At 44.6% G+C, this 23,869-nt stretch carries 22 protein-coding genes and 1 other RNA gene; 20 read left to right on the forward strand and 3 right to left on the reverse strand.

Annotated features, from left to right (window positions below):
• The first annotated feature begins 151 nt into the window (after positions 1 to 151).
• The 6 genes from QGN29_RS08320 to QGN29_RS08345 all read left to right on the forward strand — a co-directional run bounded on the left by QGN29_RS08320 (position 152) and on the right by QGN29_RS08345 (position 7,168).
• Positions 152 to 832, forward strand: a complete 681-nt coding sequence (locus QGN29_RS08320) for a TetR/AcrR family transcriptional regulator (protein WP_310797391.1) — start codon at positions 152 to 154, stop codon at positions 830 to 832.
• 3 nt (positions 833 to 835) lie between these two features.
• Positions 836 to 2,074: a molybdopterin molybdotransferase MoeA gene (locus QGN29_RS08325; RefSeq protein ID WP_310797392.1), complete on the forward strand. Its 1,239-nt coding sequence runs from the start codon at positions 836 to 838 to the stop codon at positions 2,072 to 2,074.
• 11 nt (positions 2,075 to 2,085) lie between these two features.
• Complete coding sequence (moaB, locus tag QGN29_RS08330) at positions 2,086 to 2,613, forward strand: molybdenum cofactor biosynthesis protein B (RefSeq protein WP_310797393.1); 528 nt, start codon at positions 2,086 to 2,088, stop codon at positions 2,611 to 2,613.
• A 131-nt stretch (positions 2,614 to 2,744) separates the two neighbouring features.
• Positions 2,745 to 3,773, forward strand: coding sequence for an L-threonine 3-dehydrogenase (tdh, locus tag QGN29_RS08335; protein WP_310797394.1), 1,029 nt, complete (start codon positions 2,745 to 2,747; stop codon positions 3,771 to 3,773).
• Positions 3,774 to 4,964 (forward strand): glycine C-acetyltransferase, encoded by a 1,191-nt coding sequence (locus QGN29_RS08340; RefSeq protein WP_310797395.1) that lies wholly within the window; start codon positions 3,774 to 3,776, stop codon positions 4,962 to 4,964.
• 554 nt (positions 4,965 to 5,518) lie between these two features.
• Positions 5,519 to 7,168 carry a peptidylprolyl isomerase gene (locus QGN29_RS08345; protein ID WP_310797396.1) on the forward strand — a complete coding sequence of 550 codons (1,650 nt, stop codon included), beginning with the start codon at positions 5,519 to 5,521 and terminating at the stop codon, positions 7,166 to 7,168.
• A 29-nt stretch (positions 7,169 to 7,197) separates the two neighbouring features.
• On the opposite strand, the gene QGN29_RS08350 is transcribed toward QGN29_RS08345, so the two are convergent.
• Positions 7,198 to 8,100 carry a LysR family transcriptional regulator gene (locus tag QGN29_RS08350; RefSeq protein ID WP_310797397.1) on the reverse strand — a complete coding sequence of 301 codons (903 nt, stop codon included), beginning with the start codon at positions 8,098 to 8,100 and terminating at the stop codon, positions 7,198 to 7,200.
• A gap of 131 nt (positions 8,101 to 8,231) precedes the next feature.
• Here QGN29_RS08350 and QGN29_RS08355 point away from each other — a divergent pair, with 131 nt between their 5' ends.
• The 13 genes from QGN29_RS08355 to QGN29_RS08415 all read left to right on the forward strand — a co-directional run bounded on the left by QGN29_RS08355 (position 8,232) and on the right by QGN29_RS08415 (position 19,747).
• On the forward strand, positions 8,232 to 8,540 hold the full coding sequence (locus QGN29_RS08355; RefSeq protein WP_310797398.1) for a hypothetical protein: 309 nt from the start codon (positions 8,232 to 8,234) through the stop codon (positions 8,538 to 8,540).
• Between the two features lie 85 nt (positions 8,541 to 8,625).
• Positions 8,626 to 10,092, forward strand: a complete 1,467-nt coding sequence (locus QGN29_RS08360; RefSeq protein ID WP_310797399.1) for a Do family serine endopeptidase — start codon at positions 8,626 to 8,628, stop codon at positions 10,090 to 10,092.
• Between the two features lie 2 nt (positions 10,093 to 10,094).
• Positions 10,095 to 11,405 carry a replication-associated recombination protein A gene (locus QGN29_RS08365; RefSeq protein ID WP_375164698.1) on the forward strand — a complete coding sequence of 437 codons (1,311 nt, stop codon included), beginning with the start codon at positions 10,095 to 10,097 and terminating at the stop codon, positions 11,403 to 11,405.
• 2 nt (positions 11,406 to 11,407) lie between these two features.
• Positions 11,408 to 12,265 (forward strand): hypothetical protein, encoded by an 858-nt coding sequence (locus tag QGN29_RS08370; protein ID WP_310797401.1) that lies wholly within the window; start codon positions 11,408 to 11,410, stop codon positions 12,263 to 12,265.
• Between the two features lies 1 nt (position 12,266).
• Positions 12,267 to 12,641 (forward strand): fluoride efflux transporter CrcB, encoded by a 375-nt coding sequence (crcB, locus tag QGN29_RS08375; protein WP_310797402.1) that lies wholly within the window; start codon positions 12,267 to 12,269, stop codon positions 12,639 to 12,641.
• A complete protein-coding gene (locus QGN29_RS08380) occupies positions 12,638 to 13,621 on the forward strand; it encodes an RluA family pseudouridine synthase (RefSeq protein WP_310797403.1) in 984 nt (327 codons plus the stop codon). Before crcB ends, QGN29_RS08380 begins: the two co-directional genes overlap by 4 nt.
• A gap of 5 nt (positions 13,622 to 13,626) precedes the next feature.
• Positions 13,627 to 14,301 carry an HAD-IA family hydrolase gene (locus QGN29_RS08385; RefSeq protein WP_310797404.1) on the forward strand — a complete coding sequence of 225 codons (675 nt, stop codon included), beginning with the start codon at positions 13,627 to 13,629 and terminating at the stop codon, positions 14,299 to 14,301.
• Positions 14,302 to 14,739 (forward strand): hypothetical protein, encoded by a 438-nt coding sequence (locus QGN29_RS08390; RefSeq protein WP_310797405.1) that lies wholly within the window; start codon positions 14,302 to 14,304, stop codon positions 14,737 to 14,739.
• Complete coding sequence (locus QGN29_RS08395; protein ID WP_310797406.1) at positions 14,739 to 15,428, forward strand: ATP12 family chaperone protein; 690 nt, start codon at positions 14,739 to 14,741, stop codon at positions 15,426 to 15,428. Before QGN29_RS08390 ends, QGN29_RS08395 begins: the two co-directional genes overlap by 1 nt.
• A gap of 146 nt (positions 15,429 to 15,574) precedes the next feature.
• A complete protein-coding gene (locus QGN29_RS08400) occupies positions 15,575 to 17,107 on the forward strand; it encodes an acyl-CoA carboxylase subunit beta (protein ID WP_310797407.1) in 1,533 nt (510 codons plus the stop codon).
• A gap of 16 nt (positions 17,108 to 17,123) precedes the next feature.
• The gene (locus QGN29_RS08405; protein ID WP_310797408.1) at positions 17,124 to 17,372 is read left to right on the forward strand and encodes a hypothetical protein; all 249 of its coding nucleotides are present in this window, start codon (positions 17,124 to 17,126) and stop codon (positions 17,370 to 17,372) included.
• 15 nt (positions 17,373 to 17,387) lie between these two features.
• Entirely contained in the window at positions 17,388 to 19,373 is a 1,986-nt protein-coding gene (locus QGN29_RS08410) for an acetyl-CoA carboxylase biotin carboxylase subunit (protein WP_310797409.1), read from the forward strand.
• 95 nt (positions 19,374 to 19,468) lie between these two features.
• Entirely contained in the window at positions 19,469 to 19,747 is a 279-nt protein-coding gene (locus tag QGN29_RS08415) for an acylphosphatase (RefSeq protein ID WP_310797410.1), read from the forward strand.
• Positions 19,748 to 19,781: 34 nt separating this feature from the next.
• Here the strand turns inward: QGN29_RS08415 and QGN29_RS08420 are convergent, their stop codons facing one another.
• Positions 19,782 to 19,991 carry a hypothetical protein gene (locus QGN29_RS08420; protein ID WP_310797411.1) on the reverse strand — a complete coding sequence of 70 codons (210 nt, stop codon included), beginning with the start codon at positions 19,989 to 19,991 and terminating at the stop codon, positions 19,782 to 19,784.
• Positions 19,992 to 20,093: 102 nt separating this feature from the next.
• Here QGN29_RS08420 and rnpB point away from each other — a divergent pair.
• Positions 20,094 to 20,474, forward strand: an RNA gene (gene rnpB, locus QGN29_RS08425) — RNase P RNA component class A.
• Positions 20,475 to 20,545: 71 nt separating this feature from the next.
• Here rnpB and QGN29_RS08430 read toward each other — a convergent pair.
• Entirely contained in the window at positions 20,546 to 23,782 is a 3,237-nt protein-coding gene (locus QGN29_RS08430) for a TonB-dependent receptor (protein WP_310797412.1), read from the reverse strand.
• Positions 23,783 to 23,869: the final 87 nt, after the last annotated feature.

A 23,869-nucleotide genomic window follows, 5' to 3' on the forward strand; every position in this document is an offset into this window, starting at 1 on the left:
GTAACATTCTGGTCGTTTCATAGACGACTTTAATCTTGAATTACTGTCTATATAGTTAAACTAGACTGGACAGTCCAGTATTTAATTTGCAAAACTAGACTGAATTTGCATTATGGCAGAAGTTATCTGTTCATTTTTTGGGGGCTAAAGCATGGCTGAAGCAATGAAAATTATACGATCTACTGGATTAAACCTTAGCCGTGGCCAAACAGAAAAGTCACGCGGGCGTCCACGGAGTGCCTTGAAAAATCAGTCTATTTTAGATGCTGCCTCTGATTTATTCATGGAAAATGGGTTTGATGGTACAAGCATGGACGAAGTCGCTAAACGCGCAGGAGTGTCAAAACAAACTGTTTACAGTCATTTTTCTAATAAAGAAAAATTATTTTCTGCATCCATCACTTCAGTGATTAACCAATATTTTCCTGATTCTGTGTTTGAGGTCAGCGATGGTCATGAGGTTGAAAGCGATCTGAATCATCTCTGTGAAATTTTTCTTCACCTCTTCGTCTCTGAAGACGCCATCTGTATGTTCAGATTACTTGCGGCGGCTGCTAGCCTTGACGGTGAAAATAAATTGGCCACCTTATTTTGGGAAGCAGGTCCTGAGGTGATGCTTCAAAAACTGGCAGGATTTATGTCGCATTGGGGGAGTAAAGGGCAGTTGTCCATAAAGGATCCTGTTGTGGCAGCCAAAACGCTCATTTCGTTGATTAAGGGACATTATCACTTTCAGCTTGCAATTGGATTGATTAGTGATGTGACTGAGGACGAGATTAAAGAGCATGCGAAACTTTGCACAGAATTATTTCTAAAAATATACAAGGCTTAGAGGATGCAAGATCACTCCATGGTCAGTCTTCAGCAGGCTCTTGATACTATAGGTGAGCAAGTCAGGCAGACGGAAATCATTGATGTTACTGTAGAGAATAGTCTCGGTTACGTCCTTGCTGAAAATGTCGTCAGCTTAATCAATATTCCGCCGTTTGATAACAGTGCTATGGATGGATTTGCTTTGAAGTCTTCAGATGTGACGGAGCAGCGACGCCCGCTGAAAGTTTTGGGCATAATAGCAGCCGGTGATGTGCCCCTTATGAGGCCTTTTAATTCAGGCGAGTGTTATCAGATTATGACTGGGGCCCCAATTCCAGCAGGCTGTGACACAGTGGTCCCCGTTGAGCTATCGCAGATGGTAGAAGCCAGTGTCACTTTTTCTGAGGCCTATCCTGCCGGAAAACATATTAGACAAGAAGGCACAGATATTAAAGAGGGGGCGAGACTTTATGCGGCGGGGCGAAAAATTACGTCCCAGATGATTCAAGCACTTTGTTCCGTCGGTCAGTCAACTGTCAAAGTTTACACTAAGCCATCGGTTGTTTGGCTCTCTACAGGTGAAGAGTTAACAGATACCCCTGGAGACCTATTAGAGCCAGGGAAGATTTTTAATAGTTCTGGTCCCTACGGTGAGGCCGTACTGCCAGCCCTTGGTGCCGCTTTGAAATGGCGGAAAACCATCCCAGATGATCTTGATCTATTCCGTTCATATCTCGATAAAGCAGATGAGCAGTCGATAGATGTCATCATATCCACAGGGGCTGTTTCAGTGGGGGTGTATGATTTTGTCCGATCAGAATTAGAAGCAAAAGGGTGGGACATTCTTCTACACCGTGCAAAGGTTAAGCCCGGGAAACCAATTCTGTTTGCGAAATATACGAAAACAGGATCACAAACACGCTACTTTTTTGGATTGCCAGGTAATCCTGTGTCCTCGGCGATGGGGCTGAGAGTTTTTGTCACTCCTTTTCTACGTGCCATGCAGAATTTACCTGAGGAATGTGCCTCTCATGCTGTTCTCACTGCGCCGGCTAAGGCCAATAAAGGGCTGACTGTTTTTATGAAAGCTGTTGTCAAAATATCGCATGAAGGGCGCATGGAGATACAGCCTCTTGAGGGTCAATTATCATACCAAACAGGTGCCATGGGGGACATGAATGCTTGGCTTATTCACCCCGAAGGCAAAGACCTTATTGATGAGGGAGCTGTTGTGACCTATTTACCCTTTCTCCCAGATTAAAGGAAAGTAGAATGACACAAAATGATAAACCTTCCTTCCACTCAGTCGGAATGGCAGTCCTGACAGTTTCCGATACACGCACTGTTGAGACTGATAAGAGCGGCCAATATTTATGTGAGCAATTGCAAGACTTAGGTCATGCACTTATCGATTACCAAATACAGCCCGATGAGATTAATAAATTGCAAGCTGTTGTGAAGACCTGGGTTAACAATGAGGCGATCAGTGTCATTTTAATTACTGGAGGCACAGGCATTACCGGTCGTGATGTTACCCCAGAAGCGATAGAGCCGCTTCTTTCTAAGGCCATCCCTGGCTTTGGAGAGCTCTTCAGAGTCTTGAGCTATGAAACAATTGGGACGAGTACTATTCAGTCTCGAGCTTTTGCGGGTGTTGCTGAAGAAACTTTGGTTTTTGGGTTGCCTGGATCTACAGGGGCTTGCAAAGATGCTTGGACAGGGATCTTGGTCCATCAGTTGGATAATAGAACGAGGCCTTGTAACTTTATAGAGCTTCTTCCTCGACTTGGTGAAAGATAATATCAAAGATATTTAAAGAATCTTTCGGGATGTTGCAGTTTGCTTCCGGCCATTGATTTTGCTGGATTGTTTGTTGGTGACACTATAAAAATAAGGGTATCTAGGTCCCATATTTTGAAGGTCATTATGCTATGAAAGCACTTGTGAAAGCGAAATCCGAAGTCGGTTTGTGGATGGAGGATGTTCCTCTGCCCACTGTCGGTATTAATGATGTTTTGATTAAAGTAAAACGTACTGCTATCTGCGGTACAGACATGCATATCTATAATTGGGATGAATGGGCACAAAAAACCATTCCTGTGCCGATGGTGGTAGGTCATGAATTTGTCGGGGAAATTGTTGAAATAGGCTCAAATGTCAATGATTTTCAGATTGGGCAAATTGTCTCTGGTGAAGGACATGTGGTTTGCGGTCGCTGTCGTAATTGCATGGCTGGCCGCAGGCATCTCTGTGCAAATACTTCCGGTATTGGGGTGAATCGTTCTGGTGCTTTTGCTGAATATATTAGTCTTCCTATGTCAAATGTCTGGGTCCATAAAGAAGGTACAGATCTTGATGTGGCTTCTTTGTTTGACCCTTTTGGGAACGCAACACACACGGCGTTGCAGTGGGACTTATTGGGCGAAGATATCCTCATCACAGGCGCAGGTCCAATAGGCATTATGGCTGCAGCGGTTTGTAAGCATGCAGGTGCTCGCCATGTTGTTATCACGGATGTTGTAGATAATCGACTTCAGTTGGCTCAGAGGATGGGCGCAACTCATACTGTGAATGTGACGCGGGAAAAAATTGAAGACGTAGCAAAAACCATCGGCATGCATGAAGGTTTTGATGTGGGCTTGGAAATGTCTGGCAACCCGGTGGCTTTCAATGACATGATTAATAATATGGCGCACGGGGGCAAAATCTCAATTCTAGGTATTCCGTCCTCTGACACCTCTATTGAGTGGGATAAAGTTATCTTTAACATGCTTACGCTGAAGGGGATATACGGCCGAGAAATGTATGAGACTTGGTATAAAATGTCTGTGATGATTGATAGTGGATTGGACCTAAACCCTATCATAACGCACAGGCTTCCTGTGGATAAATTCCAAGAAGGGTTTGATGCAATGAATGATGGATCTGCGGCTAAAGTCGTCTTAAATTGGGAGCTATAAATGTACGGTAAAATTCAAGCACATCTGCAGGCTGAATTGCATGCAATCAAAGAAGCGGGAACCTATAAGAACGAACGCTTTATTACAACGCCTCAGGGCAGTACAGTACATGTTGAATCAGGCGAAACAGTAATCAATATGTGCGCCAACAATTATTTGGGTCTTGCCCAGCATCCAGAAGTGAAGCAAGCTGCCAAACAGGGGCTGGAAGATTGGGGATACGGCATGGCGTCTGTCCGTTTTATTTGCGGCACGCAGTCCCTGCATAAAGAACTTGAGGCTAAGCTATCTGACTTCCTAGGGTTTGAAGATACCATATTGTATCCGTCAGCATTTGACGCTAATGGAGGCTTGTTTGAAGTCCTGCTCGGCGCTGAAGATGCTGTGATATCGGACGAATTGAACCATGCCTCAATCATTGACGGTGTTCGTCTCTGTAAAGCCAAGAGATATCGTTATAAAAATAATAATATGGATGACCTTGAAGCTCAGCTGGTTGCAGCAGATGCTGCAGGCGCGCGCTTTAAGTTAATTACCACCGATGGTGTCTTTTCAATGGATGGGTATATTGCTCAGTTGGATAAAATTTGTGACCTTGCTGAAAAATATGATGCTCTTGTCCACTTTGATGATTGTCATGCCACAGGTTTCATTGGTGAGACGGGCCGTGGCACTCATGAACATTGCGGTGTCATGGACCGTGTGGATATTACAACGGGCACACTTGGCAAAGCTTTAGGCGGCGCTTCAGGGGGCTATACTTCGGCGAAGAAAGAAGTTGTCGATCTTCTGCGCCAAAGGTCCAGGCCGTATCTTTTTTCAAATACAGTCGCACCGCCAGTGGTTGCTGGCGCAATCAAAGCAATCGACATTGTGTCTCGTGATACAGCTGTGCTTGATAAACTCCGCGATAATACAGCCTATTTAAGACAAGGCTTAGAGACAGCAGGGTTTGATTTGCTTGAAGGAGAGCATGCGATTGTGCCTGTCATGTTGTATGAAGCAGCACTTGCCGGTCGCTTTGCTGATGAGATGCTCAAACGGGGGGTCTATGTTGTGGCATTTAGTTTCCCGGTTGTCCCAAAAGGAAAAGCACGTATTCGGACACAAATGTCTGCAGCGCTTTCTCGTGAAGAATTGGATAAAGCCATTGCTGCTTTCGTAGAAGTCAAGAATTTGCTTGATATCTAATCGTATTCTAGTTGTTCTTTTGAAGAGAAGCCTGTCCCTATGGATGGGCTTTTTTCATAAAAAAAAGGCCCGCGATACTCAAAACATCGGGCCTTAACTTTTAGGGGGAAATTAGGGGTCGGTTCCGAGGGGGAAGTGGGGGAGGGAGGGGGAGATCCTCGGAACCGACCTTTTGACGTTCACCGGGAAAGTTCCCGTCAAATTCTAATTAGTTGCGCTCTGTTGCGCTTGAGAACAATATAGGCATATTGCTGCACTGCGAGAACCCCTTTTTTTTACAATGTAGCTATGCGTTGGATGCATAGCTGTTAACTTTTGACAGCGCTGTCAAAAAAATTAATACAATATATATTACAATGACTTATATCATAAAATGTGCAAATATTCTCAATTTCACACTAAAAGAAGGTTAATAAAATAAGCCCCTATACTATCGCAGAGCTAGGGACAAAGAGAAAGCCAACTAAAAAAAGTATAAATTTTCTTTTCAAAAACAATGTTGCGAGAGGGCCCTTAATAACAGTAGTCTCTTATGAATTTCAGGGGAGACTATAATGCGTTTATTTGTTTTTATTCTAATCTTCATCTCTTTGACGGCATGTGACCAAAAAGAAGAACCTAATAATATATGGTCTACAGATGACCTACGTTTGGCGGTGGATCGAAAAGATACTAAAGCAGATGTTGTTTACTACCATCTAAACAATCCTGAGGACAAAGAGGCATTATTTTTGATTGGGCGCATGGGCGATGAAGCCACTTGCCAACAAATGGCCTCTCATTTGAAGAGCGAGAAAGCTGAGATTCGGGAAGCAGTTCTTTACGGTTTGACCAACTGCTGGACTGAAAGTGCTCGCCTTGCTCTCAGAGAATTTCCTTTAGAGAAGGCGTCCCCTAGTGAACGTCGATATTGGGCACAGGCTTTTGGTTATCATGCAAAAGAGGAAGATGTACCTCTTCTGATAGCTGCCTTTAAGAAACAGCCAGAAACTGAACTGCTTTACGGATTGATGCAGGCGATTGTCTATAGTCGGAAAAATGTTGGTGAGTTAGCTGAGATGCCTTGGGAAAGTGTCTTTGCCCTCATAGAATCTGATCAATCCATGGCTTTGTCCCTGTATTTCGTCAACCGTCTTCAGGCTATTGAAACAATTATCCCTTATAAATCAGCGAAAGATATCTATACCGCAGCGCAATCCCGTAAAAATAATGATGCTCAAATTCAAGCGTTAAGGCTGCTTTCTAATTATGAGGAAAGTCGCCCAATGTTTACCCAGATGTTGAAGGGGATTGATAGTTGCGAAAAAGGTGAAGAAACATCCCTAGATAGTCTCTACATGAGGCGTCGTTTAGCTGTTCTGCAATTCTCACCCAAATGGGAAGATGAGGCTTGGCTTGAAGCTATTAAAGATGTCCGTGCCGGTGCTTGTGATCAAGCAGCTTATCTGGCCGTAGTCTATAGTTTAAGCCGAGGCATAGAATTTGACTATGCTGCATACATCAACCATTCAGCGCCTAGTATCGCCTTCGAAGCTTACGCTAAAATTTACGATAAAACACCGCAAGCCGTCCAGGCCCAGCTTATTAAAATGCTAACAGGACCGCATTACTATAAAGCTTGGAAAGCACTAAACATTCTAGCACGTGAGGAAGCTGGGAGAGCTGTTGTTATGGACCATGTCAATGAGATAGAGATTGATGCTATTAAAACTGATGCAGAATATCGTTTAGCCATAGCAGAAATTCCAAATGATACCTCTCAGCGGCCCTCTCCCCGTATAATACAGCCTGAAGATGAGATCGTTGCACGTCTTGAAACTTCACAAGGGATTATTAAAATAAAGCTTCATTCTGAGAATGTTGCGGCGGTACATTTTAGAGATTTGATAAAAGCTGGCGGAATGGACGGCATGGTATGGCACCGAATTATCCCAAATTTTGTTGCTCAGGCAGGTCAGTCTGAAAGTTCAATTGCAAATGATTGGCACGCAATTCGCGACGAATGGGGCGGGCAGCATACGGTTGGATCTGTGGGCTTAGCCACTGCTGGCCGTGATACAGGCAGTGCACAGTTTTTCATTAATGTGAACTATAATCAGCACCTAGATGGTCGATATACAGTTTTTGGTGTTGTGGTTGAAGGGCTAGAAAACGCTTTCGCCATGATGGAAGGGGATATGATTGTGAAAGCAATCATAGAATAAAGACCTCAGGTGAACTCGCGATGTTTTTTCTAGAGAATATTTTGTTCAGCTCGAATTTGTTGAATGAGATAGTCTCTAAAGACGGCTAACCGTTTTGATCCTCGCAGCTCTGGAGGATAGCAGAAGTAACTCGGGAAAGTGAGGTCCTCTGTTTGGTCTTCTAGTACTCTTACAAGGTTTTTTCTGTTATGAGTTAGATAATCAGGTAAAGCAGCAATTCCTACACCCTGTTCTACAGCATTTAGGATGCCATAGAGATTGTTGATTTGCATTCTTGGGGCTCTAGGCTTGCCCGTTTTGCCCAGTGTTAGAGTATAATTTAGACGGTTTAAGGGTTCCCTGACAGTGTTTCCAAAGGCAATAATATCGTGATGATCAATCTCTTCTGGGGTCGACGGCATGCCATTTCTATCAAGATATTCAGGAGAGGCATAGATATGACTGTGGAAACTTGCAAGCGGTCTCTGGATGAGATCAGTCTGTTGGATTTCATGTAATCGGATAGCCACATCAGCTTCCCCAGCTGAAAGATCTAAATCTCTATCATCTAGAATAAGCTGAATATCAATTTCAGGATATTGTTCGAGAAAGCCTCTGATGTGATTGGTTAACCAGACTGCGCCAAATGTTACCATGGTCGTTACCCGCAGTGTTCCAAAAGGACGCCCTTTTGATTCTGCAAGATCACGCTGGGTTTCGTCAATTTTTTGTGTCATTTCTTGGGTGGTTTGAAAAAGCTGTTGTCCCTCTTGAGTGAGGACTAAGCCGCGTGCGTGACGCGTAAAGAGAGAAACATTCATAGCCTCTTCTAAAGCTTTAATCTGTCTAGAAATAGCAGATTGGCTGCTATTAAGGAGAGATCCTGCAGTCGTAAAACTGCCAGCTTCTGCGACAGTTTGAAAAATTCTAAGTTTATCCCAATCTAAAGGCATTGCTTTCTCCTCTCACTTTCAACAAATGCATAACAGAGAAGGGAAGCTATGACAATAATGCATGCCCTTATTGATGAATTTAACTTGAGTTATACGGGGCTTGTTATTAGTGTATCAGCAAGGATACCATCATGGATAATGAAGCAGTTTTAAAAACATATGCAAAGACCTTTAAGGAAAGTTTTCCTGCTGTGATGGCGGAGGCAGTTATGTGCTATGCGGTTGTTGCTGGTACACCAGATCCGCTCACAGTTGGACATGTGGGCGAGAAGGTTGGATTGACTGAACCTCAAGCTTATAAAGAGCTTGCATCGCTTTCAGCAGGGGCTGGTGTTGGGTTGGTTTCTTTCGTGAATATGGGGGATGGTCGTAATCAAGTAAAATTAACGCCCAAGGGGGCCCAGTTTAGAGATGTCCTACAACAGAAACTTGGCTTATAATATGCCCTAAAAATGTCGGAAATGACAGTATAGTGAAATGAAGATGAAACGACAGACTAAAGACGACTCGGCAGGAGTGAGAGTAATGATCAAAAAAATAACAAAAACAATCCTTGCAGTAGCTATATCTGTGCCATTATTTGCCGCTTCAACCCAGGCGCAAATCGACAATCGTGTGGTGCCAGAAAATCGCTCCCAGGTGCAACTTTCTTATGCGCCATTGGTGAATAATACAGCACCTGCAGTCGTTAATATTTATACGAAATCTGTAAAGCGTCAGCGTCGCTCGGCTCTCTTTGATGATCCAATATTCAAGCGTTTCTTTGGCAATAACAACAGCTTTGGTGTGCCTCAAGAACGGGTGCAACGGTCCCTAGGGTCAGGCGTTATCGTCAGGGCAAATGGCGTGATCGTCACCAACCATCATGTGATTAAAGGGGCAGATGAAATTACGGTCGTCTTAAATGACCGAAGAGAATTTGATGCTAAACTTGTCCTAGAAGATCCAAGAACTGACCTGGCGATCCTTCAAATTAATGCGGGAAGTGAAGAGCTTCAAAGTTTAGAGCTTCAGGACAGCGATGAAGTTCAAGTGGGTGATATTGTTCTCGCCATCGGAAACCCCTTTGGTATTGGTCAAACTGTCACAGGGGGGATTGTCTCTGCCACAGCAAGAACCCAACAAGGTATCAATGACCTTGGTTTTTTCATTCAGACTGATGCTGCCGTCAATCCAGGGAATTCTGGTGGGGCTCTTGTGGGCCTTGATGGCAAGTTGATGGGGATTAACACAGCTATCCTCAGTAGAACAGGCGCGTCGAATGGCATTGGCTTTGCTGTCCCCGCAAATATGGTTAATACAGTGATCCGTGCGGCCTTGAATGAAGGCCAGCTTGCGCGTCCGTGGCTTGGTGTGCAAGGCAAGACGCTGACTAATAATTTAGCGGCGGCTTTGGGACTTGACCGGCCCGGAGGTATTTTGGTCGATGATATATATCCAGGGTCTCCAGCCTCGAAAACTGACATTCAAGCTGGAGATGTTATTCTCGCTTTTGATGAAAAAGAAGTGTTGGATAAAGGCGCGTTGGATTTCAGGGTTGCAACAAAGAAAGATGGGGATATCAGTAAGCTTGTTATCTGGCGCGAAGGTCGAATTACCTATGCTGATGTTCAGCTTTCCATGCCCCCCGAAGATCCACCAATGAATATGCAAGAGCTGGATGGGCGACATCCTTTCCAAGGGGCAACAGTTTTAAATTTATCTCCTAAAACTAACGAAGAATTGCAAATTGATCTCTTTAAAAGAGGGGTAATGGTTGGCAAAGTGCGTAAGAATACACCGGCAACTTATTATGGACTGCTCAGAGCGGGCGATGTGATTCAAACAATAAATGGCCAACAAATTGATTTTGTCAAAAATCTACTGACAGCTCTTGAGAATCCTCCTAGGGAATTTGTTTATGATATTGTCAGGCGCGGGAATTTCCTTCGATGCGAAGTTCGAGTCACCACGAACAACCGCCTCTCTGGCCGTGGTTGTTACCAGCGGTAAGAATGGCAGATCTCTTTCAAGACGACGTCAATAATCAGCCTGAGGAATTAAACCGTCCTCTGGCTGATCGGTTACGTCCAAAAAGCCTAGAGGAGGTTGTTGGACAAGATCACCTCATAATGAATCACGGCGTCATCGCACGCATGATCGAGAGCGGATCTATCAGTTCGGTTGTCTTTTGGGGCCCGCCTGGCACTGGAAAAACGACAATTGCAAGGCTCTTAGCTGGTCATGGTGGTTTGGCTTTTGAACAAATATCTGCCATTTTTAGCGGCGTGAAAGAGTTGAAAGCTTGTTTTGAGAAAGCCAAAGTGCGTAAGTCTAATGGGCAGGGGACTTTATTGTTCGTAGACGAGATCCATCGATTTAACAAATCTCAACAAGATGGTTTTCTTCCCTATGTGGAAGATGGCACAATTATCTTAGTTGGGGCTACGACTGAAAACCCTTCCTTTGAGCTTAATAGCGCCTTGCTTTCTCGGATGCAGGTACTAACGCTTCAGCCTCATAGTTCGTCGTCTCTCTTCTCTCTAATAGCTCGAGCAGAAGCTGACCTTGGGTACGACCTTCCTTTAAATTCAGCAGCAAAAGAGATGTTGATTGATTTAGCTGATGGTGATGGCCGGTATCTTCTCAATTGTATTGAACTGCTTCATGAGTTGATCGGAGAGGATCAAGGAGAGGAAATAACCCCCCAGAGACTGGGTGCACTGCTAAATAAAAGAGCATTATCTTATGATAAAGATAGAGAAGAGCATTATAATCTGATTTCAGCTCTCCATAAATCAATCCGTGGTTCAGATGTTGATGCTGCTATGTATTGGGCGGCGCGCATGCTCACAGGAGGGGAAGATCCTTTGTATCTGTGTCGGCGGCTCATTAGGATGGCGAGTGAAGATATTGGCATGGCGGATCCTCATGCGATCACACAGGCGCTTGCAGCGAAGGAAACATATGAAATGCTTGGTTCACCCGAAGGGGAAGGACAAATTTTTCAGTGCATTGCCTACTTAGCCACGGCACCAAAATCAAACGCCGCTTACCTTGCTCATAAGGCAGCTATGGCAGCGGCACGAAAAACCGGAAGTTTAGTTCCGCCTCCGCATGCTGTGAATGCTCCGACAAAAACTATGAAAGATTTAGGGTACGGGGATGGTTATATATACGATCATGACACGCCTGAAGGCTATGCGGGGCAAAGCTATTTCCCTGAGAAGATGACGCGAGAAGAATTTTATCAACCTGTTGGTAGGGGATTTGAGCGCGATATTCAAAAGCGGATGGCATATTTTGCCAAAAGTCGAAAGGGCTGACCATGCGCCCCTACACACATTTTATTGGTGTTGACTGGTCTGGTGCTAAAGGTAAAAGCCATACAGGACTTGCTGTTGCCTGTTGTTCTCATAAAGGTGATATCACGGTACTGCCTCCAGCTCTGCTTCAAAAGCATTGGTCACGCTTTGATTTGGCGGCATCGATTATTCAGGCCTTTGATCTTGGTTCTGAGGCCCGTTTACTTATTGGTATTGATACTGCGTTTAGCTTACCCTATCTGGATTATGGTCACTATTTGCCGTCTTTGCAGGGACAGTCAGCGGTTGAGGTCTGGCAACATATTGAAGATATTTGCCCTTTAGACGACGATTATTATGCGGGAGGTTTTGTAGATAGATATAAGGACTTTTTGCATTTGCCTTATATAGGCAAGGGCGCGCATTACGAGCGTCGACTTAGAATGGCTGAGCGTTTATGCATCGAGCGTCGTATGGGGCCTTGCGAAAGCGTTTATCATCTCATCGGCCCTAGTCAGGTAGGGATGAGTGCTTTTTCTGTTATGCGGATGCTCAATTGGGTGAAAGGCACATGTTCTATATGGCCGTTTCTTACCCGAAATGAAAGCCAGGTCACTCTTGTTGAGATTTATGCCGCTTTATTTTCTCACATGGGGGGGCATAAAGGGAAAGTCCGGTCTTTTAAAGATCTAGATGCTATTCTTAGCAAGTTGGGAAGTACATTGAAGAGTGAAATCAACATTAACAATGACCATATGACAGATGCCATTATCACAGCAGCAGGACTACGGGCGATTGCTGCAGACGCTAAATACTGGAATCCCGCCTCTATGACTGCTAAAGTTGCAGAAACAGAAGGCTGGATCTTCGGAGTTCTATAGCATGAAGTTAATATTAGCGATTGGATTAGGGGGCGCTTTAGGGGCTGTATCACGTCATTATTTTGCTGCAGCCGTTATGCGACTTTTTGGGGGGCAATTCCCCTTTGGTATCATGATCACAAATATCCTTGGCTCTTTTTTGATGGGGGTCTTGATTTCTGTGCTTGCAGGGAAGTTTTCACTTAGCTCAGAGTGGCGTCATTTCATCACAGTTGGATTTCTTGGGGCGTTTACGACTTTTTCTACTTTTTCTATGGAAGCAGTCATGCTACTTGAACGCGGCGCCCTTTGGACAGCAGCACTCTATATTGTTGGGTCTGTGGTTTTGGCGATTATTGGTTTGATTTTGGGAATGCAGATTGGAAAAATCTTATGAGTGGTGTTCAACATGTTGTTGTGAAAGAAGAAGATGCAGGGATCCGCATTGATCGCTGGTTTCAGCGGCATTACCCAACCATTGGCTTTGGAAAAATTCAAAAACTGATGCGGAAGGGCTATATCCGACTGGATGGGAAGCGTGTGAAGGGTGCTGAGCGCATCGAAGAAGGTATGGAGATCCGTGTCCCTCCCTTTGGTACGGATGAGCATACCCCTAAACCAAAGCATCGAATGACCTTGACTGAAAATGATATTAAAGAAGTTAGAAGCTGGGTTTTATATAAAGACGAGCATATGATTGTAGTCAATAAACCTGCTGGCTTGCCTACTCAAGGGGGGACAGGGCAAACGCGCCACCTAGATGGATTGCTGGATGCCCTTAAATATGACAGCGAGAACCGCCCTAAACTTGTTCACCGGCTTGACAAAGACACATCGGGCGCTCTTGTTCTGGGGCGTACACCTCGGGCAACAGGATTGCTCACTAAAGCTTTTCAAACAAAACATACTGATAAACGCTATTGGGCCATTGTGATAGGCTGTCCAAAAATGCGAGAAGGGCGCATCAAAATGAAGATGGATAAACTGCCTGGAAAGCACGGCGAACGCATGGTGCCAACCGAAGAGGGGAAAAACTCCTTAACGGATTATGAAGTGGTTGATAACGCGCAAAAGGCGTCTGCCTGGTTGACGTTGAAACCCCATACTGGACGCACCCATCAGCTTCGCTTGCACTGTAGTGAAATTGGCCATCCAATTGTTGGCGATGGAAAATACGGCGGCAAAGAGAGTTATCTTTCTGGTGAAGTGTCTCGTAAATTGCACCTTCACGCCCGCTTTATCGATATTCCTCACCCTGAAACGCATGAACGTATTCGTATTGAAGCGCCCTTGCCGCCTCACATGAAGGCGACATTTAATATGCTTGGTTTTGAAGTGAGTGATTATGAGGATCCTTTTGATAGTGACAAGGAGTAGACTGAGTGAAGGATGACATGAACAAGTTGGTGATCTTTGATTGTGACGGCACCCTCGTTGACAGTCAGCATATGATTGTCTCAACCATGCATGATACATTCAGTGAGCTTAAAGTTTCTCGTGTCAGTGATCTGGCTGTGCGACGCATTATTGGGCTCTCTCTCGAAGAAGCTATCAGTGAATTGCAGCCTAGTTTTTCTCAGCAAGATGTGAAGGATGCGACCGCCCTCTATAAAAACCGCTTCTATGAAAAACGCCAAGCTGAGGGCTTTAAACCAGATCCCCTCTTTCCAGGGTGTAGAGAAGCCATGGAAGAGCTCAGCAACCGTGGGTATTTGCTTGCTGTAGCAACAGGAAATAGCCATCGCGGTATGCAACGAGTTATCGAACAACACGCTCTCAACGACTTTTTTGTCAGTGTTCAGACGGCAGACTTTCATCCCAGTAAGCCCCACCCTTCAATGATTAATACTGCCCTGAGTGATGCAGGATCACATAAAGATTTAGCGGTGATGATCGGGGATACTAAATTTGATACAATAATGGCAAGCAATGCTGGCTCGCAGTCTATAGGTGTTGCTTGGGGGTATCACGGCGGACAGGAATTGCTGGACACTGGAGCTAAACATCTTATTGAAGAGTATCATGAGCTGCCAGACCTAGTCGATAGGATGCTATAAATGACACAGAATTCTAAGGAAGATTTTAAACGTGAGCTTTACAAACCAAGACCGATATTTCTTGTCTTCTCATTGATGTTTATCATTTTAGCAATCCTTGTTTATGCCTATGATGATGTAATTCTTGGGGAAAGTGGAGGAGACGTTACGATGACGTATGTTCTCTCTCTGCTGGTTTGTGTTCTTCTGTCAGGGGCCATGCTCATGTGCTACCGCAATCCTAAACTGGGGAATAAAATTCTAGGGTATGATGCTCTTGATGATGCGAAGGTAGAACAAAAGGGGCCATCAGTTTTCTCAACTGGATTTAAATTTGAATCAGGCGCAGACGAAAAACGTATGGGCACCCAGAGAAAAAATAGTCGCGCAACCAGACGCAAATACGCAAAGATGACCCGCGAGATGCAAAAGAAAACTGTAGAAAGTAAAGAGTTGTAATGAAACGCTTCTATAAATCAGTTGCTGTGATTGAAAAAGAGAGTGGGTATTCGATTACCCTTGATCAGCGAAACTTGAAAACGCCCCTGAAGGCTAGTCTTGTGATGCCCACAAGGGCTCTGGCTGCTGCTGTAGCTGAAGAATGGGAAGCTCAGGAAGAGATCATCAATACTGAAGCGATGCCCCTCACCAAGTTGGCCAATACTGCAATTGATCGTGTCAACAGCAGGCGAGAAGATATCATTGATGAACTCTCTGCTTATTCTGGGACAGATCTTATTTGTTACTATGCTGAATACCCTGAAATGCTTGTTGAGCGCCAGAAGGATGCTTGGTCTCCCTATCATGGTTGGTTGCAAGAAACATATGGGGTCACCCTCAAAACCACGAGCGGCATAATTCATGTGACACAAGAGGCAGATGTTTTGTCTCGTCTAAAAGATGAGATGAAGACAATTGATAGTTTTCGCTTAACAGCCTTACATGGCTTTACCACTGGTCTTGGGTCATTCACCATGGGCCTGTCGATGATTAAAAATTCAGTCCCTCTGGATACTATTTGGCCTGCAGCTCTTGTGGATGAGCTTTTTCAAGAAGAGGAGTGGGGTGCTGATGAGGAAGCGGTAGAAACAAGAAAAAACCTGTATTTTGATATGCAATCAACAGAAAAATATTTAACGTATCTATAGTTTTTTAGAAACATAGCTTAGAATTAATCATCGAAAAAACTGTTTTTTCTATGATTTTTTTATAGAAAATAGAAAATAACACATTAAGTTTGCCTCAGAGTATATTCTGACAGTCGACATTTATTTGAGAAAGGTCCCCTCTGCAAATGAAAGAAATCCTTGAAAGGCTAGAAGCGAAGCGTGAAGAAGCGCGTTTAGGCGGTGGCCAAAAACGTATCGATGCACAGCATGCACGCGGAAAATTGACGGCACGCGAGCGCATCGAATTGCTAGTTGATGAAGGCAGCTTTGAAGAATTCGATATGTTTAAAGATCATCGCTGTACTGATTTTGGCATGGAAAAGACTAAATTTGCTGGTGACGGTGTCGTGATAGGTGCAGGGACCGTGAACGGTCGCCCGATCTATGTCTATTCTCAAGACTTTACAGTATTTGGGGGGTCTTTATCTGAAACTCATGCCGAAAAAATCCTCAAGATTATGGATATGGCTATGAAAGCAGGCGCACCTTGTATCGGCATTAATGATAGTGGGGGAGCGCGTATTCAAGAAGGTGTTGCGGCTCTTGGCGGTTATGCTGATGTCTTCCAACAGAATGTTTTAGCGTCAGGTGTTATTCCTCAGATTTCAATGGTAATGGGCCCTTGCGCTGGAGGCGCAGTCTATAGCCCTGCTATTACTGATTTTATATTCATGGTCAAAGACACGTCCTATATGTTTGTTACAGGGCCTGATGTTGTAAAAACTGTGACCAATGAAGTTGTCACTCAAGAAGAACTTGGGGGAGCTAAGACTCATACGACCAAATCAGGTGTGGCAGATAAAGCGTTTGAAAATGATGTACAAGCACTGGAGCAATTAAGACGATTGATTGACTTCTTACCGCTTAACAATAGATCTGGTGTGCCTGAAAGGCCAACATTTGATAAGCCGGACAGGGAAGAAATATCGCTCGACAATGTTATTCCCTCAAACCCTAACAAACCCTATGATATGCACGAGGTTATCAGTAAAGTGGTTGATGAGGGTGATTTCTTTGAAATTATGCCAGATCATGCAGCAAACATCCTAGTCGGATTTGCCCGAATGGATGGCAAGACAGTAGGCCTTGTCGCAAATCAACCAATGGTTCTGGCTGGATGCTTGGATATTGATAGCAGTAAAAAAGCAGCGCGGTTCGTCCGTTTCTGTGATGCCTTTAGCATTCCAATTGTCACATTTGTTGATGTCCCTGGTTTCTTACCTGGAACAGCTCAGGAATATGGTGGGATCATTAAACATGGTGCGAAGCTTCTTTATGCCTATGCAGAAGCAACTGTTCCAAAAATCACTGTCATTACCCGCAAAGCTTACGGCGGGGCCTATGACGTGATGGCTTCAAAACACCTTAGAGGGGATTTGAACTATGCGTGGCCTACAGCTGAAATCGCTGTAATGGGATCTAAAGGGGCTGTGGAAATTTTATACCGCAATGAGCGAGATGATCCCGAAAAAATCTCTGAGCGCACGAAAGAATATGAAGATCTCTTTGCAAATCCATTTGTCGCAGCCCAGCGTGGCTATCTGGATGATGTGATTATGCCTCACGGCACGCGTCGACGTTTGATCCACGGCCTAAGGCGTTTAGAGAATAAGCAGCTGGAAAATCCGTGGCGCAAGCATGGTAACATCCCACTGTAATTTGAAGGAATGATTGATGGCTAGACCGTTACCCAAAGATGTTGAATCTCAAATTAAAGGAGCAGCTCAAAGATCTGAGTCTTTGTCTTTTTTAATTGTAGGATTGATCTTGGGATCTGCTTTTGGCTTTGGTCTTGCCGCAGCAATCTTTTCAGATGATCACCAAGAAATTTCATTTCTTCTTGGCTTCGGTGTCGTTGGTATACTCTGGTGGATGTCCACAAGAGCGACACGAAAGTCCCAGGAAGAGCAAATCGAAAAATAAGAAAGAGGGTCCCTCATGTTTAAAAAGATCCTAATTGCCAACCGCGGTGAAATTGCCTGCCGTGTTATGAAAACAGCAAAAAAGATGGGCATTCAAACAGTAGCAGTCTACTCAGATGCAGATGCGGATGCACTTCATGTGCAGATGGCAGATGAAGCTGTCCATATTGGACCTGCGGCTGCAGCCGAAAGCTACTTAATTCCTGAGAAAATCCTTGAGGCTGCAAAGGCAACCGGTGCAGAAGCAATTCATCCTGGCTATGGATTTTTGAGCGAACGCGCCTCTTTCGTTGAAGCGGTTCAAGCTGCAGGCCTTTCTTTCATTGGCCCTGATCCTTATGCAATTACATCCATGGGCGACAAAATCACATCCAAAGAATTGGCGGCAAAAGCGGGCGTCTCTACAGTGCCTGGCCATATGGATATTATTCAAGATGCCGAGGAAGCTATGAAAATTTCTAAGGAAATTGGATATCCTGTTATGCTGAAGGCTTCTGCTGGTGGTGGCGGAAAAGGCATGCGCATTGCCTGGAATGATGAGGAGGCTGCTGAAGGCTATATTTCTGCTCAAAATGAAGCACGTTCTAGCTTTGGTGACGATCGTGTCTTTATTGAGAAATTTATTGAAGAACCACGGCATATTGAAATTCAGGTCCTTGGTGATAAGCATGGCAATGTCATTTATCTGGGCGAGAGAGAATGTTCAATTCAGCGCCGCCACCAAAAAGTAGTTGAAGAGGCCCCGTCCCCATTCTTGGACGAAAAAACACGCAAAGCGATGGGAGAAGAGTCTATTGCCCTCGCCAAGGCCGTTGATTATTGCAGTGCTGGAACGGTGGAATTCATTGTTGATAAGAACAGAAATTTCTATTTTTTAGAAATGAATACGCGGTTGCAGGTGGAGCATCCTGTGACGGAATTTATCACTGGTGTCGACCTTGTAGAGCAAATGTTGCGCGTGGCGAATGGCGAAAAGTTGAGCATGACACAAGAGGATGTCAAGTTGACGGGCTGGGCTGTTGAAAATCGTGTTTATGCAGAAGACCCGATTAGAGGTTTCTTACCCTCAATTGGGCGTTTAACAAAATATAAGGCCCCAAAAGAAACAGAGTCTGTTCGGGTTGATACAGGCGTTTATGAAGGCGCTGAAATTTCAATGTATTATGATCCGATGATCGCCAAACTGGTGACCTATGGGCATACCCGCAAGGAAGCCATTGACCTTCAACGTCAAGCTCTAGACCAATATTACATTCGCGGCATTAGTCACAATATGACGTTCTTGTCTGCACTGATGGCTCATCCAAGGTTTCAGAGTGGCAACATGACCACAAACTTTATTGCTGAAGAATACCCGGACGGTTTTGAAGGGGGCGCTTTAAGGTCAAATGTGAAAACTGCCATGATTGCTGCTGCGATGTTGATCCACGGAGTTTATAAATCAAGAGAAACACAGATTAAAGGCCAGGTGGAAGTTCGTGATGGCCCACAAGCCTATCGTTGGACAATTTCATTAGGTGAAGAGCAGAGCAAAGTGAGCATTATCCAGAATGATGATGGGATTTTTGTCGCTATCGATGATCGTAAAGTTACGATTGAGACAGATTGGGTGCCTGGCCAAGAAGTGATTGAGATTGTCGTGAATGGGGCAACTTATTTTATGGAAGTTGATATCACAGAAGCGGGCTATCTGCTAACCTCAGACGGTGTGAGCCAGCTTATACAAGTTCAAAGTCCCCGTGCAGCGGAGCTGACACATCATATGCCTGAAGTTATTGAAGCCGATATGAGCAAATACCTTCTTTGTCCGATGCCCGGCTTGATTATCTCTATTGATGTTGCAGAAGGGGAAGACGTGAAAGCTGGTCAGGCTTTGGCTGTTGTCGAGGCAATGAAAATGGAAAATATTCTGCGGGCTGAGAAGGATGCAACTGTAAAATCAATCAAAGCTGTTGCAGGGGATAGTTTGCAAGTTGATGAAGTTATTATTGAATTTGAGTAATTGGCTTGATTGACCTTTAAGACTTTATTAGCCTTCTTTATGATATGAGTGATTAACCGATCACAAGAGGCTATTAAGGTTGGAAGGGATAACCTATGAATAAATCAGTAAGAGTATGGATCTCTGGCAAAGTCCAGGGTGTTGGATACCGTGAATGGGCTAAAAAAGAGGCGGACAAATTGGGTCTCCATGGCTGGGTCAGAAATAGAAAGAGCGGCATGATCGAAAGCCTGCTTTATGGTCGCAGCCTTGATGTTGATACCCTTCTTGAATTGTATGAAGAGGGTCCCGAAGAAGCGGAAGTCACTGAAGTGGACGTGGACGAAGCTAAAGGTATGTGCCCAGCCTATTTTGAGATTAAACCTGAAGTCTAACAAGAAAGACGGGGAATAGATTTATTAAGACGGTTTATTTACCGTCTTTTTCTAATTCTGGGGCTTTCAACTGCTGGCCTGAAAGATTCTCACCATTCTGGTCGCCGCGTAAGTCTTTTGGTAAGGATTTTAGCTGTATTTGGGTTTCAGGGCCCAACACTTTATCAAAGACAATATCATCTCCGCGGCCACCACAGGCTGTGAGAGCGAAAAAGGCAGAGCTGATAAGAAGTAGTTTTTTCATCTTTGATATCCTTCGTAATTGATGGGCTGAACCTGCCGTATAAATAGGGCGAAATCAAGATAAATCTTGACCTATCCATAGGAAAAGAGTCATAGAGAGCATGCAGATGGCTGGATGACTGCCGCCGTGTTAAAGCGGGGAAGGAAAGTCCGGGCTCCACACAGACAGGGTGCTGGTTAATGGCCAGCGAGGGCGACCTTAGGGAAAGTGCCACAGAAAGGATACCGCCGGTATACGTATCGGTAAGGCTGAAAGGGTGCGGTAAGAGCGCACCGGGCTTCTGGCAACAGCGGCCGCATGGTAAACCCCACCCGGAGCAAAGCCAATAGGAACGACGCAGACTTTGATCTGCTGGTGAGTTTGTGCACTATAGTTCGGGTGGCTGCTTGAGCGTGCTGGTAACAGTCCGCCTAGAGGAATGGTCATCGAAGGTTGGGATTGGCCCGACTGGAACAGAACCCGGCTTATAGGCCATCTGCCCTTTTTCTTTTTTATACTCAAAAAAAAGCCCCCAGCAAAAGCGAGGGGCTTCAATTTTTTAAAGTGTCACAAGCTTAGAACTTGTAACGAACACCAAAGCGAATTTCCCAAAGTGATGGGCCAGAGCGACGGCTCTGTGGATCGCGGCGTACAAACTCATTAAAGTTATATACGTTATTTGTTGTATCGATACGAGCATCCACAATTGAAGTGTTACCGAAGTACCCACCGTGATACTGAACACCCCAGTCATCATTCAATAGGTTAGTAAAGTTTTCGATAACCATAAATGCAGAAAGCTTGTGGCCTTCAACAATTGTAGGAAGTTCTTGTTCGAACTTAAGATCAACCTTGCCCCACCAACGCGATGTATTCACGTTACGTGGTAGGATTTGACCCGCATATTCCATCAGTCCTTGATTTTCTAGGAAAGCAAAGAATGTTGTTGTGTTGAAATCTGGTCCAAAATTAACCAGTGGATCGTTCACACCTGTTGGAACATAAAGAAGGCTTCCGCGGTCAACACCATCACCAAATTCGTCGAATGAGCCATTAAATGCTCCGCCGCCGTCAAGGAATGTGAAGCCATATGGACGGCCAGACTGAACACTTGCAAAGACTGTTAGGCGCGTTGTGTTGTCATCCCAAAAGTCCTTCGCCCAAGAGAATTTCCCTGTAAAGCGGTGTTTGATTTCCCAGTTTGATGTCGCAGCTGAAAGATTGTTACGATCAGAGGCTGTAACACCAGAGAAGTTAGAGAAGGCAACAGCACTTGTCATTGGGTTAGCATCTGTCGCGTCTGTGTAAGCATAGCCTAAAGACCAGTCGATACCATTGTCATGTGATTTTCTTAAGTAACCAGACAAGACATAATGACGACCGCTGTCTTCAGAGTTTGTCAAGATGTAGTCACTATTGAACCAACGGTTACATCCAAATGGGTTGCTTCCAACGTCCGCAGCACAATCCGCATCAGCACGGTTCACTGAGAAGTAAAGAGGGCGACCATCTGGGGCTGTTCCGATTTGCTCAAGAGTTGAATCGATGATTGTTGCAGCATTGCGTGTCTTTGAATAAAGGAAATCAAAGCCGAAACGATAGTCATCACCAAACATGCCTGCATCAAAATCAATTGTTGTACCCAAAGCAAACTTGAGCTGTGTTGGAATTTTGAAATCAGGATCAATTGCGTTCACACCTGTGTTTGAAGAACCAGCTGCTACAAGGTCTTGTGCGCGTGCAGGAACGTCAGAGATAGGCAATCCACCATTTGCTGTAGGATCGTCAAACAATGTGAAGTTTGGATCATCGTCAAAATCGCGGAGCTGAATCTGAATGTTAGAAACACCATCGTTTGAATAGTTGTTAGACAACCAAACGTTAGGGTTACCACCAGAGAATAGACCGATGCCACCATGAACACTCATACGATCAGTCGCGTCCCAGTTAAAGCCAATACGCGGCAAGAAGATACCTCGGCCATCAAAGTTAGCAGAGTTTGAGAATCCGTTACGGGCAACGAAGTTCGCATTTTCTCTTGGAATATCTGCATTATCATACCAATCATACCGAACACCAGCAGTGATGTTTAGGTTTGAATCTGGAAGAGAGAACTCATCCTGAAGGTAGATTGTATTGATTGCATAACCCCAGTCAGCCGCAGCATCATTTGGGTTAAGAGTAGAAGCATTACCATAATAAACGCGTGACGGTGTACCATTTTCATAATCTTCTACGCTGTTGAAACGGTATTCACCATTTGAGTGCTGAAGGAAAAGGTTGAAAATGTCTGTGCTGAAACGCTCATAACCAAATGTGATGGCATGATCATCAAGCTGGTACGTTCCTGCGGCTTTGAAATTCCATGTTGTATATGCAAGATCGTTAGACTGACGACTATCGTCACCTCCGACATAGACATAGGTACCACGTGACGTTTCGATGCGCGCTTCACCAACGTCAGAACCAATCAAAGAATTCTGGCGGTTGTCAAGGTCAGCATGAGAAAGACGGATGTCTGTAGAAAAATTATCTGTCCAATCAGAAACCAAATGACCCGTGTATGAAAGAAGCTTCGCGCCGCGCTCATAATAGTGATTAGAAAGCTCTAGCTCGTTGTCGTCGTTATCAGATTGTGAGATCGAGAAGCCGTCATTATAGTTGAAAGTGAATGAGAAACGATGCTGGTCATTGATGTTCCAGTCGATCTTCGCTAGGAATTTCTCGTCTGTGAAGGGAAGAGATGATGGCAATGAACCTGCATCAAAACCATAAAGATCACGAGAAGCTGTGACGATACGATCAAGCTGGCTTTGTGTAACACCTTGAACTTCACGAGCAGCGCCAGAGCCTTCAACACCACGGTCAAAAAGTTGCGCGCCTTCTAGTTTTTCATAAGCAGCAAAGAAGAAAAGCTTGTCTTTAATGATTGGGCCACCAAAAGTTGCGCCGTAACGTTTCTCAGAATAGTCACCGTTATCAAACTGATCACCTTCGAGTGAGTTACCTCTGTAGCTATCTCCTGTGTAATCGAAGAAGGCAGAGCCTTTAAGAGTATTTGTTCCAGATTTTGTAACAGCGTTAACGTTACAAGATGTGAAAGAACCATACTCTACATTGAAAGGCGCCATTTCAACAGCAACCTGCTGGATACCACTAAACGGGAAAGGGATACGCTCTGTTGGGTAGCCGTTTGAGTTCAACCCAAAGTTATCATTCAAGCCAACACCGTCAACTGTTAGTGAGTTAAAGCGTGGGTTTGCGCCCGCACACTGAATAGCGTCACTGTTTGACTCGTCAATATAAACGCGAGGGTCAAGACGGATAATGTCTTTAATATCGCGGTTAATTGCTGGTGCGCCTTCAAGATCACTAAGATCGAAGACTGAATTTGGCCCCTGTGCAACATTTGCAGCCGAAAGACGCTCTGCAGTAATAACGATTTCTTCCATGGAAACATCAGCATTGTTTGAAAGTGAGATGTTTGCGCTATATGTCGAACCAAGTTGAAGATAGATGTTCTCTACCTTTTCGATACGGCCGCTTTCAGAAACAACAGCGATTGTGTAGGGACCACCAACAGGTAGATTTTTAAGGAAGATAGAACCAGAACTGTTTGCATTCACAGTTCTTGTTATGCCTGTCGCAGTATTTGTAATTGTTACTTTCGCCCCAGAAACAGCAACACCGTCTGCATTAGAAATGCTTGCCCGGATGTTTGATGTTGTTTCTTGCGCATAGACAGGACTAGCTAGTGAAATTGCTGCGAGAGCAACACCACCGCATAGCATAGTTTTAAATTGAGATTTCATTTCCTGAGCTCCAAGAATTTAATGAGTGACGTCACGATAACGCCTGTAAATTAATTGCTGATACACCGGGCCAATGATCTGAAATAC

Origin of the sequence: Temperatibacter marinus, assembly GCF_031598375.1 — a bacterium.
Classification (GTDB): Bacteria; Pseudomonadota; Alphaproteobacteria; order Sphingomonadales; family Kordiimonadaceae; genus Temperatibacter; species Temperatibacter marinus.

Excerpts from the sequence above, each read along its gene's own strand:
- QGN29_RS08320 (WP_310797391.1), top strand. The coding sequence starts at position 152 with ATGGCTGAAGCAATGAAAATTATACGATCTACTGGATTAAACCTTAGC.
- QGN29_RS08325 (WP_310797392.1), top strand. The coding sequence starts at position 836 with ATGCAAGATCACTCCATGGTCAGTCTTCAGCAGGCTCTTGATACTATA.
- moaB (WP_310797393.1), top strand. The coding sequence starts at position 2,086 with ATGACACAAAATGATAAACCTTCCTTCCACTCAGTCGGAATGGCAGTC.
- tdh (WP_310797394.1), top strand. The coding sequence starts at position 2,745 with ATGAAAGCACTTGTGAAAGCGAAATCCGAAGTCGGTTTGTGGATGGAG.
- QGN29_RS08340 (WP_310797395.1), top strand. The coding sequence starts at position 3,774 with ATGTACGGTAAAATTCAAGCACATCTGCAGGCTGAATTGCATGCAATC.
- QGN29_RS08345 (WP_310797396.1), top strand. The coding sequence starts at position 5,519 with ATGCGTTTATTTGTTTTTATTCTAATCTTCATCTCTTTGACGGCATGT.
- QGN29_RS08350 (WP_310797397.1), bottom strand. The coding sequence starts at position 8,100 with ATGCCTTTAGATTGGGATAAACTTAGAATTTTTCAAACTGTCGCAGAA.
- QGN29_RS08355 (WP_310797398.1), top strand. The coding sequence starts at position 8,232 with ATGGATAATGAAGCAGTTTTAAAAACATATGCAAAGACCTTTAAGGAA.
- QGN29_RS08360 (WP_310797399.1), top strand. The coding sequence starts at position 8,626 with ATGATCAAAAAAATAACAAAAACAATCCTTGCAGTAGCTATATCTGTG.
- QGN29_RS08365 (WP_375164698.1), top strand. The coding sequence starts at position 10,095 with ATGGCAGATCTCTTTCAAGACGACGTCAATAATCAGCCTGAGGAATTA.
- QGN29_RS08370 (WP_310797401.1), top strand. The coding sequence starts at position 11,408 with ATGCGCCCCTACACACATTTTATTGGTGTTGACTGGTCTGGTGCTAAA.
- crcB (WP_310797402.1), top strand. The coding sequence starts at position 12,267 with ATGAAGTTAATATTAGCGATTGGATTAGGGGGCGCTTTAGGGGCTGTA.
- QGN29_RS08380 (WP_310797403.1), top strand. The coding sequence starts at position 12,638 with ATGAGTGGTGTTCAACATGTTGTTGTGAAAGAAGAAGATGCAGGGATC.
- QGN29_RS08390 (WP_310797405.1), top strand. The coding sequence starts at position 14,302 with ATGACACAGAATTCTAAGGAAGATTTTAAACGTGAGCTTTACAAACCA.
- QGN29_RS08395 (WP_310797406.1), top strand. The coding sequence starts at position 14,739 with ATGAAACGCTTCTATAAATCAGTTGCTGTGATTGAAAAAGAGAGTGGG.
- QGN29_RS08400 (WP_310797407.1), top strand. The coding sequence starts at position 15,575 with ATGAAAGAAATCCTTGAAAGGCTAGAAGCGAAGCGTGAAGAAGCGCGT.
- QGN29_RS08405 (WP_310797408.1), top strand. The coding sequence starts at position 17,124 with ATGGCTAGACCGTTACCCAAAGATGTTGAATCTCAAATTAAAGGAGCA.
- QGN29_RS08410 (WP_310797409.1), top strand. The coding sequence starts at position 17,388 with ATGTTTAAAAAGATCCTAATTGCCAACCGCGGTGAAATTGCCTGCCGT.
- QGN29_RS08415 (WP_310797410.1), top strand. The coding sequence starts at position 19,469 with ATGAATAAATCAGTAAGAGTATGGATCTCTGGCAAAGTCCAGGGTGTT.
- QGN29_RS08420 (WP_310797411.1), bottom strand. The coding sequence starts at position 19,991 with ATGAAAAAACTACTTCTTATCAGCTCTGCCTTTTTCGCTCTCACAGCC.
- QGN29_RS08430 (WP_310797412.1), bottom strand. The coding sequence starts at position 23,782 with ATGAAATCTCAATTTAAAACTATGCTATGCGGTGGTGTTGCTCTCGCA.